9 protein-coding genes are annotated in these 10,921 nt (G+C 59.3%); 5 read left to right on the top strand and 4 right to left on the bottom strand.

Translation table 11 applies throughout. The features are described from left to right. Nucleotides 1-36 precede the first annotated feature (36 nt). The gene (gene metG, locus AC1DRN_RS06695; RefSeq protein ID WP_223459964.1) at nt 37-2,088 is read right to left on the bottom strand and encodes a methionine--tRNA ligase; all 2,052 of its coding nucleotides are present in this window, start codon (nt 2,086-2,088) and stop codon (nt 37-39) included. A gap of 184 nt (nt 2,089-2,272) precedes the next feature. Here metG and apbC point away from each other — a divergent pair, with 184 nt between their 5' ends. Then, nucleotides 2,273-3,367, top strand: coding sequence for an iron-sulfur cluster carrier protein ApbC (gene apbC, locus AC1DRN_RS06690; RefSeq protein WP_223459966.1), 1,095 nt, complete (start codon nt 2,273-2,275; stop codon nt 3,365-3,367). A 121-nt stretch (nt 3,368-3,488) separates the two neighbouring features. Here apbC and AC1DRN_RS06685 read toward each other — a convergent pair whose 3' ends face one another. Further along, on the bottom strand, nt 3,489-4,247 hold the full coding sequence (locus AC1DRN_RS06685; protein WP_223459968.1) for an SDR family oxidoreductase: 759 nt from the start codon (nt 4,245-4,247) through the stop codon (nt 3,489-3,491). A 162-nt stretch (nt 4,248-4,409) separates the two neighbouring features. On the opposite strand from AC1DRN_RS06685, the gene AC1DRN_RS06680 reads away from it, so the two are divergent. From AC1DRN_RS06680 to groL, 4 genes are all read left to right on the top strand, one after another. Next, a complete protein-coding gene (locus tag AC1DRN_RS06680) occupies nt 4,410-5,141 on the top strand; it encodes a HugZ family pyridoxamine 5'-phosphate oxidase (protein WP_223459971.1) in 732 nt (243 codons plus the stop codon). A gap of 66 nt (nt 5,142-5,207) precedes the next feature. Then, a complete protein-coding gene (locus AC1DRN_RS06675; protein WP_223459973.1) occupies nt 5,208-5,684 on the top strand; it encodes an FxsA family protein in 477 nt (158 codons plus the stop codon). A 248-nt stretch (nt 5,685-5,932) separates the two neighbouring features. Next, the gene (locus AC1DRN_RS06670; RefSeq protein WP_007985847.1) at nt 5,933-6,226 is read left to right on the top strand and encodes a co-chaperone GroES; all 294 of its coding nucleotides are present in this window, start codon (nt 5,933-5,935) and stop codon (nt 6,224-6,226) included. Between the two features lie 49 nt (nt 6,227-6,275). After that, on the top strand, nt 6,276-7,922 hold the full coding sequence (gene groL / locus AC1DRN_RS06665) for a chaperonin GroEL (RefSeq protein WP_150728305.1): 1,647 nt from the start codon (nt 6,276-6,278) through the stop codon (nt 7,920-7,922). A 174-nt stretch (nt 7,923-8,096) separates the two neighbouring features. Here groL and AC1DRN_RS06660 read toward each other — a convergent pair whose 3' ends face one another. Then, the gene (locus tag AC1DRN_RS06660) at nt 8,097-8,840 is read right to left on the bottom strand and encodes a phosphatase PAP2 family protein (protein WP_223459975.1); all 744 of its coding nucleotides are present in this window, start codon (nt 8,838-8,840) and stop codon (nt 8,097-8,099) included. Between the two features lie 54 nt (nt 8,841-8,894). Continuing rightward, the gene (locus tag AC1DRN_RS06655; RefSeq protein WP_223459977.1) at nt 8,895-10,844 is read right to left on the bottom strand and encodes an LTA synthase family protein; all 1,950 of its coding nucleotides are present in this window, start codon (nt 10,842-10,844) and stop codon (nt 8,895-8,897) included. Nucleotides 10,845-10,921: the final 77 nt, after the last annotated feature.

The following is a 10,921-nucleotide window of genomic DNA, read 5'->3' as shown; positions in this document are numbered from 1 at the left end:
TCAGGCACGGCTGTGGGATCGGTTCAGCGCAGAAATTTACTTGATGCGCTGACCTGGCTTGGCGCCGCTGTCAGGGCTGAGCAGGTAGATTTCTTCGCCACCAGGGCCGGCGGCCATCACCATGCCTTCGGAGATGCCGAACTTCATTTTCCGTGGCTTGAGGTTGGCGATCATCATGGTCAGGCGACCATTGAGCTTGGATGGGTCCGGGTAGGCACTCTTGATCCCGGAGAACACGTTGCGTTGCTCGTCACCAATGTCCAGGGTCAGGCGCAACAGCTTGTCGGCGCCCTCCACGTGTTCGGCCTTGACGATCAGCGCGACGCGCAAATCGACGGCGGCAAAGGTGTCGAACTCGATTTCCGGCGACAGCGGATCCTTGGCCAGTTCGCCATTGCCGGCAGGTGCGGCTGCGCCGGTGTCGGTCTGGCTGGCGGTCAGGTCTTCTTTCGAGGCGTCGGTCATGGCTTGCACCTTGACCGGGTCGATTCGGGTCATCAACGGCTTGAACTCGTTCAACTGGTGATTGCTGAGCAAGGTCGCGTGGTCGTTCCAGGTCAGCGGCGCGACGTTGAGGAACGCCTCGGCATCGGCGGCCAGCAATGGCAGCACAGGCTTGAGGAAGATCACCAGCTGGCGGAACAGGTTGACGCCTGTGGCGCAGATGGCCTGGACTTCATCCTGCTTGCCTTCCTGTTTGTTCAACGACCACGGCGCCTTGTCGGCGATCCAGGCGTTGGCGCGGTCGGCCAGGCCCATGATCTCGCGCATGGCGCGGGCGAAGTCGCGGGCTTCATAGGCGTCGGCGATGCTCGGCGCGGCGGCCAGGAAGGCTTCGGTCAGTTCCGGCGCGGCGTTGGTGTCGACCATCACGCCGGCATTGCCCTTGTTGATGAAGCCGGCGCAACGGCTGGCGATGTTGACGACTTTGCCCACCAGGTCGGAGTTGACCTTCTGTACGAAGTCTTCGAGGTTCAGGTCGAGGTCGTCGACGCCACGGCCCAGCTTGGCCGCGTAGTAGTAGCGCAGGTATTCCGGCGACAGGTGGTCCAGGTAGGTCCGGGCCTTGATGAAGGTGCCACGGGACTTGGACATTTTCTGGCCATTGACGGTCAGGTAGCCGTGCACGTTGATCCCGGTCGGCTTGCGGTAGCCTGCGCCTTCGAGCATGGCTGGCCAGAACAGGGCGTGGAAGTTGACGATGTCCTTGCCGATGAAATGGTACAGCTCGGCGGTCGAGTCCTTGCCCCAGAACGCATCGAAGTCCAGCTCCGGCGTACGGTTGCACAGGTTCTTGAAGCTGGCCATGTAGCCGATCGGTGCATCCAGCCACACGTAAAAGTATTTGCCCGGCTCGTCGGGAATTTCAAAACCAAAGTACGGCGCATCGCGGGAGATGTCCCACTGTTGCAGGCCGGCGTCCAGCCATTCGGCGATCTTGTTGGCTACGGCGTCCTGCAGGGTGCCGCTGCGGGTCCAGGTCTGCAGCATGGCCTGGAAGTCTGGCAGCTTGAAGAAGAAGTGCTGGGAATCCTTGAGCACCGGGGTGGCGCCGGAGATCGCCGACTTCGGATCCTTCAGGTCGGTTGGCGCGTAAGTCGCGCCGCATTTTTCGCAGTTGTCGCCGTACTGGTCTTCGGTGCCGCATTTCGGGCAGGTGCCCTTGATGAAGCGGTCGGCCAGGAACATTTTCTTTTCCGGGTCGAAATACTGGGTGATCGAGCGCGTGGCGATGTGCCCGGCGTCACGCAGCTTCAGGTAAATCTGGCTCGACAGCTCACGGTTTTCTTCGGCGTGAGTGGAGTGGAAGTTATCGAAATCCACCAGAAAGTCGGCAAAGTCGGCGCTGTGTTCAGCCTGGACGTTGGCGATCAGTTGTTCCGGGGTGATGCCTTCCTTTTCCGCGCGCAGCATGATCGCCGAACCGTGGGCGTCGTCGGCGCAGACATAGATGCATTGATTGCCGCGGTGCTTCTGGAAGCGCACCCACATATCGGTCTGGATGTATTCCAGCATATGGCCGAGGTGAATCGAACCATTGGCATAGGGCAGGGCGCTGGTGACGAGGATCTTGCGTGGCTCGGACATGGGGCTCGGCTACTTGATGAAACGGAGGTCGGCCACTATAAAGCGCTGGCGCATATTTTTCACCCTGTGGGCCTGTTTCATTGGATGAGTAACGGGTCGATGCAATCTTTTGAGCATCCCGCCTGACGCTTAGAACAGGTACGATACTCTCCATCTTTTCCAAGTCCTGTTTTCGGAGTTGCCCATGAGCGCCGTCAATCGCGCAGCGGTGGAAGCCGTCCTTCGCCAATACACCGACCCATACCTGAACCAGGACCCGGTCAGCGCCGGGTGTGTGCGCAACATCGAGATCCAGGGCGACCGCGTCAGCGTTCAGCTCGAACTGGGCTACGCCGCCGGTCTGTTCAAGAGCGGCTGGGCGCAGATGTTGCAAATGGCCATCGAAGGCCTGGACGGCGTGGCATCCGCCCGTGTCGACATCAGCAGCGTCATCGCCGCACACAAGGCCCAGGCACAGATTCCGGGGCTGGCCAACGTCAAGAACGTGGTAGCTGTGGCGTCCGGCAAGGGCGGCGTGGGCAAATCCACCACGGCGGCCAACCTGGCCCTGGCCCTGGCCCGCGAAGGTGCCAAGGTCGGGATTCTCGATGCAGACATCTACGGCCCAAGCCAGGGCATCATGTTCGGCATCCCCGAGCGCACCCGTCCTGAGGTCAAGGATCAGAAATGGTTCGTTCCGCTCAAGTCCCATGGCGTCGAAGTGATGTCCATGGCGTTCCTGACAGACGACAACACGCCGATGGTCTGGCGCGGTCCGATGGTCTCCGGCGCCTTGCTGCAATTGGTGACCCAGACTGCGTGGGGCGACCTGGACTACCTGGTCATCGACATGCCGCCGGGCACCGGTGACATCCAGTTGACCCTGGCGCAGAAAGTGCCAGTGGCCGGTGCAGTCATCGTGACCACCCCGCAGGACCTGGCATTGCTGGACGCGCGCAAGGGCGTGGAAATGTTCCGCAAGGTCAACATCCCGGTATTGGGCGTGGTGGAAAACATGGCCGTGCACATCTGCTCCAATTGCGGACATGCCGAGCATCTGTTCGGTGAAGGCGGTGGCGTGAAACTGGCCAACCAGTATGGCGTCGGGCTGCTGGCCTCGTTGCCGCTGTCGATGGTCATCCGCGAACAGGCCGATGGCGGCAAACCAACGGTGATCGCCGAGCCTGACAGCCAGATCGCCATGGTCTACCAGGAACTGGCTCGCCATGTCGGTGCGCGGATCGTATTGCAGGAAGCGTTGACGCCGGCGATGCCGAATATCAGCGTCAGCGACGACTAATAAGCTGAAATACGAATCCCTGTAGGAGCGAGCCTGCTCGCGAWGGTGTGTCAGGCACCGCGGTGTCGACTGATACACCWTCGCGAGCAGGCTCGCTCCTACAGTTGTTCTTTGTCGCGTCTTAGATCCGCAACCCGCCATCCATCTCCAGAATCCGACCGGTGTAGTAGTCGTTCTCGAAGATGTACGCCGCCGAATGGGCGATCTCTTCCGGCTTGCCCATGCGCTTGAGCGGGATCCCGGCGGTCATCTTCTCCAGGGCTTCAGGCTTCATGCTCAGGGTCATTTCGGTTTCGATGAAGCCCGGTGCAATGCCGGCGACACGAATGCCGTAGCGTGCGAGTTCCTTGGCCCAGGTCACGGTTGCCGCCGCGACACCGGCCTTGGCGGCGGAGTAGTTGGTCTGACCGACGTTGCCAGCGCGGGAAATCGACGAGATATTGATGATCGCCCCGCTGTTGTTCAGCTCGACCATTTTCGCCGCGACTTCACGGGTGCACAGGAACACGCCGGTCAGGTTGACGTCGATGACCGCCTGCCACTGGGCCAGGCTCATTTTGGTCATTTCGCCATCCTTGACCTTGAGCAGCAGGCCGTCGCGCAGGATCCCGGCATTGTTGATCAGGCCGTGGATCGCGCCGAAGTCTTCGGCGACCTGGGCGACCATGTGGGTCACTTGCTCTTCATTGGCCACGTTGCACAGGTAGGCGCGTGCCTCGATACCCTGGGCCTTGCAGGCCGCGACGGCATCGTCGAGTTTTTCCTGATTGAGGTCCACCAGCGCGAGTTTCGCGCCCAGGCCTGCGAAATACTCGGCCATGGAGCGGCCTAAACCCTGGCAACCGCCAGTGATAATGATTACTTTGTCAGTGAGTTGCATTCGCATGCCCCGGTAGCAGGTCTGAGTGGTTTCCTTTAGAGAGCCTCTCGATCTGCGCCTGACCTGGCTTGGCTGCACATGAGAACTGCCCCGATGGCGTGCTGGGACTTTCACCAGCAGCTCGTCCGTTTTTCTGACGGATTCTATTTAAGGAGTCATAAATTGAGCGTTGAAGCGGCTAAGCATGCACGAGAATTGCTCCTCAAGGAATACCGTGGGGTGCTCTCGACGCACTCCAAATCGATGCCCGGTTTTCCGTTCGGCTCCGTGGTTCCGTACTGCCTGGACGAGCTGGGCCGGCCGCTGATCCTGATCAGCCGCATCGCCCAGCACACTCATAATCTGCAGAAAGATCCGAAGTGTTCGCTCTTTGTCGGCGAACGTGGCGCCGAAGATGTCCAGGCTGTTGGTCGACTGACTTACCTGGCTGAGGCGCAGCAGCTTGAAGATGAAGCAGCTATCGAGGCCGGCTCCGAACGTTACTACCGCTACTTTCCCGAGTCGCAGGGTTATCACAAGGCTCACGATTTCGACTTATGGGTGCTCAAGCCTGTACGCCACCGTTATATCGGCGGTTTTGGCGCCATTCATTGGGTCAACGACCTGACACTGGCCAACCCGTTCGCCGGCAAGGCCGAAGTGAGCATGGTCGAGCACATGAACGCCGATCACGCCAAGGCCATCGCCCATTACGTCGATCTGGCCGGGCTGCCGAAAAACGTGCCAGCGCAAATGGCCGGTATCGACAGCGAAGGCATGCACCTGCGTATCGGTCAAAGCCTGTACTGGTTGCCGTTTCAAGCGCCTTGTAATACCCCGACACAAGTCCGCGAAGCCTTGGTTTCTCTGGCTCACGCCGATCATTGGCCGAAAAATGAAGTGGCCGATGCTTGAATTCACGAAACGGCGACGTCATCTAAGGTGAACTGGCAAGGCATTCTTGCGTTGAGGAACCATTTGATGCGCCCTTTTTTGTTGCTCTTTCTGCTGTTCCCGGTGTTGGAGCTGTTCGTATTCGTCAAGGTGGCAGGGTCCATCGGGTTTTTCCCGGCCCTGCTGCTGATCATTCTCGGCTCGATGTTCGGTGTGTTCGTGCTGCGCGTCGCCGGCCTGGCCACGGCCCTGCGTGCCCGTGAGAGCCTGAACCGCGGCGAGCTGCCGGCCCAGACCATGCTCGAAGGCCTGATGCTGGCATTGGCTGGCGGCCTGTTGATTCTTCCCGGTTTCATCAGCGATGTGATCGGCCTGTTCATGCTGCTGCCGTTCAGTCGTCGTCTGCTGGCGGGTAAAATGCGCCAGCGCGCCGAAGAGCAGGCGATGCGTCAGCGAGCGTTCGCCGACGACCTCCAGGCCCGTGGCGGCCCGGCACCTCGCGAGCCGCTGGGCCGTGAGCCCAACGTGATCGAAGGCGAGTTCGAACACCGCGATACCAAGTAATACGCACATCGACACGGCACCTTCGGGTGCCGTGTTCGTTTGCGGGGCAGCGAACTGAAAATTTTTCGATCCCTGCCCTTGTAATAAGCTTATGCGCCCTTATGTAACGGTCACCGCAAGGTTTCTGGCGAACACGCCAGACAGACTTCCGCGGTTCGCTTGACGAACCGCAACCGGCACCGCCGGCCTTTGTTAAACCCGCCGGGACTACACCGGCCGATGAAAACCACAATTAGGAGAGATCGACAATGAAGCTTCGTCCTCTGCATGACCGCGTCGTTATCCGTCGCAGCGAAGAAGAAAAGAAAACCGCTGGCGGTATCGTCCTGCCAGGTTCGGCTGCCGAAAAAGCCAACAGCGGCGAAATCCTCGCTGTAGGCACCGGCCGCGTACTGGAAAACGGTGAAGTGCGTGCACTGTCCGTGAAAGTGGGCGACAAGGTTGTGTTTGGTCCTTACTCCGGCAGCAACACTGTGAAAGTCGACGGCGAAGACCTGCTGGTAATGAGCGAGAACGAAATCCTCGCTGTTATCGAAGGCTGATACCCCCGTTCATTTTCCGCTACTACAAAGTATTTAAGGAATATCGATCATGGCTGCTAAAGAAGTTCTGTTTGGCGATTCCGCCCGCAAGAAAATGCTCAAAGGCGTCAACGTCCTGGCTGACGCGGTAAAAGCGACCCTGGGCCCGAAAGGCCGTAACGTGATCATCGAGAAGAGCTTCGGCGCTCCGACCATCACCAAGGACGGCGTTTCTGTCGCCAAAGAAATCGAACTGGAAGACCGTTTCGAAAACATGGGCGCGCAGCTGGTCAAAGACGTTGCCTCCCGTGCCAACGATGACGCTGGTGACGGTACTACCACCGCTACCGTTCTGGCTCAGTCGATCGTCAACGAAGGCCTGAAAGCCGTCGCTGCCGGCATGAACCCGATGGATCTGAAGCGCGGCATCGACAAGGCGACCATCGCCATCGTCAAAGAGCTGAAAAACCTGTCCAAGCCATGCGCTGACACCAAGGCAATCGCTCAGGTTGGCACCATCTCGGCCAACTCCGACAACTCCATCGGCGACATCATTGCCGAAGCCATGGAAAAAGTCGGTAAAGAAGGCGTGATCACCGTTGAAGAAGGCACTGGCCTGGAAAACGAACTGTCGGTTGTAGAAGGCATGCAGTTCGACCGTGGCTACCTGTCCCCGTACTTCGTCAACAAGCCGGAAACCATGGTTGCCGAGCTGGACAACCCGCTGGTTCTGCTGGTCGACAAAAAGATCTCGAACATCCGCGAAATGCTGCCAGTGCTGGAAGCCGTTGCCAAAGCCGGCCGTCCACTGCTGATCGTTTCCGAAGACGTTGAAGGCGAAGCCCTGGCGACTCTGGTCGTGAACAACATGCGTGGCATCGTTAAAGTCGCAGCCGTCAAGGCTCCAGGCTTCGGCGACCGCCGCAAGGCCATGCTGCAGGACATCGCCGTTCTGACCGGCGGTACCGTTATCTCCGAAGAGATCGGCCTGAGCCTGGAAGCAGCCACCCTGGAAAACCTGGGCAGCGCCAAGCGCGTGACCATCTCCAAGGAAAACACCATCATCGTTGACGGTGCTGGCGTAGCAGGCGACATCGAGTCCCGCATTGCTCAGATCCGTGCTCAGGTTGCCGAAACTTCCTCGGACTACGACCGTGAAAAACTGCAAGAGCGTCTGGCGAAGCTGTCCGGCGGCGTTGCAGTGATCAAGGTTGGCGCTGGTTCCGAAGTAGAAATGAAAGAGAAGAAAGCTCGCGTTGAAGACGCCCTGCACGCAACCCGTGCAGCCGTTGAAGAAGGCGTGGTACCTGGCGGTGGCGTTGCGCTGATCCGCGCTCTGGAAGCAATCCTCGACCTGAAAGGCGACAACGCCGACCAGGACGTGGGTATCGCCGTTCTGCGTCGTGCCATCGAAGCACCGCTGCGTCAGATCGCTGCCAACAGCGGTGACGAGCCAAGCGTTGTGGTCAACGAAGTCAAGAACGGCAAAGGTAACTTCGGTTACAACGCTGCGACTGGCGAATACGGCGACATGATCGAAATGGGTATCCTGGATCCGACCAAGGTCACCCGTTCCGCGCTGCAAGCTGCATCGTCGATCGGCGGTCTGATCCTGACCACCGAAGCCGCTGTTGCTGATGCACCGAAGAAAGACGGCGGTGCTGGCGGCGGTATGCCAGACATGGGCGGTATGGGCGGCATGGGCGGCATGATGTAAGCCAGCCTTACCCCTGTACGAAAAAACCCCGCCTGCGAAAGCAGGCGGGGTTTTTTATGGCCTTCAATTTGGGGTTGGCTGGAGATCGCGTCGCGCCCATCGTCGGAGCGCCGCCCGGACCAAGCCACGCTCCCACAGGGTCTGCATCGTCTCTGTGGGAGCGTGGCTGTCAGGTCAGGCGCCGACAGGTTCTGCAGTGGTCCCGCGTTCAGCCTTCAAAGCCGGCCGATACAGAACGTAGTAATACGACCCCAAACAAATCAGCCAGCAGAACACCGCCGTCCACACGTTGTGCGAGAAGAAGTGCGCGCCCTGCATCATCCGCCCGATGGAGAACACCGAGCCGAGAGCGAAGGCGAAGACAAACGCTGCGCGAGCCATGCGCGGGCGACGATCACGCAATACGAAAAACAGGGCAAACAGGGTGAAGCCGGTGGCCGCATGGCCGCCAGGCCAGCAACGTCCCGGTTTTTCGGTAGCCGGGCGATGGCTCAACAATTCGCTGTAGGTCTCGTGACCGCCGAATTGCTCAAGGCTCCAGGGGCATTGCACAGCGGTCACCGCTTTCATGGGCGTGACAAAGGAAGTCGCAAGGCCCAGGGACAGCACCAGGCAACCCAGTTCGCGCTTGTACGGTTTGAGCTTGATCATGAAAAACGAGGCAACGTAGACAACGATCGCAAATACCGAGAAGGCAATGACCACCTGCTTGGCGCGGGTATGCAGGATGTTTTCCAGGAAGTAACTGTGCCGTCCGATGAAGTCACCTGCGACGGGGTCGTAGAACAGCTTGGCAAGGTCCATGTCCAGTGAGGTCAGTTCGAGCAACACCAGAATGATCGCCGCAACGGCGGGAACCCCCAGGTACACCCGGAAATTGAGCGGGCGAGGGGTGGGGCGGACAGCGGTTGATGACATGGTGGATCCTGAACAAAGGAACAAGCCCCGGGGCATCGGCCCGGGGCGATTCGGTTAACGTTCGCCGACTTGGCCGGCACCCTCCTTGGGTGCTTTCCAGCCAAGCAGCTGTTGCTTGAAGCCATAACTGGCGGTTTGGTAATAGGTGATTGCGCGGGTAATCAGCGGGTCATCGGCGGTCGACCGGGACTCGCGGCTTTCAGTCAGGGCGTCATCGTGACGACGCAATCCCTGGCGCGGGCTCAAGATCGCCAGGTCCTTGCCGTCGAACAACCCCAGGTGCTGATAGTTGCCGAGCACCACGCGAGGCGGCAATGGGTTGTCCTGCAACAGGTTGCGGCCAAAGAACGTCGATTCATAATCCAGATTGAGCAAGCCCAGCAACGTCGGCGCCAGATCGATCTGGCTAGCCAATTGTGCCGTTTCCCGAGCTTCGATCAGCTTGGGTGCATAGATGAACAGCGGAATCTGATAGTTGTCGATGGGCAAGTCTTCCTTGCCGGCGCTGCCTGCAGTGTGGTCGGCGACGAAGATGAAGATTGTATTGTCAAACCACGGTTTTTGACGCGCCTGATCAAGGAACTGACCAATGGCGTAGTCGGTGTATTTCACTGCGCCGTTACGGCCGTTGCCGGACTTGATGTCGATCCGGTTTTCCGGATAGGTATAGGGGCGGTGGTTGGACGTTGTCATCAGTTGCAGCAGGAATGGCTGCTGCCTGGCATAGTCGGCATCGGCCAGTTTCAGCGTCTGGTTGTAGAGATCCTCGTCAGCCATGCCCCAGGCATTCTTGAAGTGAATCTCCGACTCTTCAACGCTGCTCTGGTCCACTACGCGATAACCGTTGCCGCTGAAAAACGCATTCATGTTGTCGAAGTAACCGCGGCCGCCGTAGACAAACACACTGTCGTAGCCCACGGCATTGAGTTGCTGGCCAAGGCTGGCAAAGCCGCTTTCGCGACCTACGCGCTTGACGATCGAGCGCCCCGGCGTCGGCGGAATCGCCAGGGTGATGGCTTCCAGGCCGCGATCGGTGCGGGTGCCGGTGGCGTAGAAATTATTGAAATACAGGCTCTGCTTGCGCAAGGCATCAAGATTGGGCGTCAGGTTGCGGGTGTCGCCGTTGCTGCCCATGTACTTGGCGCTGAAACTTTCAATGGTGACCAGCACGATGTTGGGCTTGCGCGGCGTGCCCGGGTTATCGATTTGCCGACGGATGTCCTGCGGGTCCTGGCCAACGAATCGGGCATTGGGTTCTGCCAGTTCGGCGCGAATCTGTTGTGCAACGACCGCCGACGGCAGCGTGCTGTAGAACTGCGGGTAGTCCAGTTCATTGTTACGGAACGCGGCGAAGAACTGGTAGGGACCATTGCTCGCCAGCTCGTTCTGATAGGCATTGCCGCCCTGGGCGCGCGGGGCATCCTGGCTGAGCAACTGCAGGCTCAGGCCGGCGACGATCAACAAACCGAGTGCATTGAGCAAGCGGCCACGCAGGGGCGGCAACGGTGCATCGAGTGCTGCGTTGAAAGCTTTACGCAATGCAAGACTCAGGACCACGGCCAACACGGCGAGAATGCTCAGCAGCGTGCCGATCGGGTATGACTCCAGCAGGTTGTTAAGTACTTCGTCGGAATACACCAGGTAGTCGACGGCGATGAAGTTGAAGCGCACGCCGAATTCATCCCAGAACAGCCACTCGGCCACCGAGGTGAACAGCATCGCGAACAGACTGACGGTCAGCAGACCTTGAAGAAACCAGCGATGGCCACGAGTGCGCCACAAGGCCGGCGGGCACAGCAACAGGTAGAGGCCCATTGGCAGCGCTGCGTAAGCGATAAAGCCCAGGTCGTAAAGCAGGCCGATGCCGAACACCGACAGGAAGCCGCTTCCGGCCTCATCCAGATGCGTGAGCAGCAGGACCGTTCGAGTCAGAAAAAAAATCACCAGCCAGGACCCGGTCACCAGCAGCAAAAAGCGCATGGGTGCCGTCTTCAAATAGTCCATTTTTTGTATTCCTTGTTATCAAGCGCGTGAGAGTCTCGGCTGACCACTGTAGTCAGCGCGTGAATCGATAGTGAAAA

This window comes from Pseudomonas sp. P5_B3, assembly GCF_056400405.1.
This window is presented reverse-complemented; position numbering and strand designations above follow the sequence as displayed.

Bases quoted from the DNA above. Each gene is read 5' to 3' on its own strand.
- AC1DRN_RS06660 (WP_223459975.1), bottom strand. From the start codon at position 8,840: ATGTCATCAACCGCTGTCCGCCCCACCCCTCGCCCGCTCAATTTCCGG.
- groL (WP_150728305.1), top strand. From the start codon at position 6,276: ATGGCTGCTAAAGAAGTTCTGTTTGGCGATTCCGCCCGCAAGAAAATG.
- AC1DRN_RS06655 (WP_223459977.1), bottom strand. From the start codon at position 10,844: ATGGACTATTTGAAGACGGCACCCATGCGCTTTTTGCTGCTGGTGACC.
- metG (WP_223459964.1), bottom strand. From the start codon at position 2,088: ATGTCCGAGCCACGCAAGATCCTCGTCACCAGCGCCCTGCCCTATGCC.
- AC1DRN_RS06675 (WP_223459973.1), top strand. From the start codon at position 5,208: ATGCGCCCTTTTTTGTTGCTCTTTCTGCTGTTCCCGGTGTTGGAGCTG.
- apbC (WP_223459966.1), top strand. From the start codon at position 2,273: ATGAGCGCCGTCAATCGCGCAGCGGTGGAAGCCGTCCTTCGCCAATAC.
- AC1DRN_RS06670 (WP_007985847.1), top strand. From the start codon at position 5,933: ATGAAGCTTCGTCCTCTGCATGACCGCGTCGTTATCCGTCGCAGCGAA.
- AC1DRN_RS06685 (WP_223459968.1), bottom strand. From the start codon at position 4,247: ATGCAACTCACTGACAAAGTAATCATTATCACTGGCGGTTGCCAGGGT.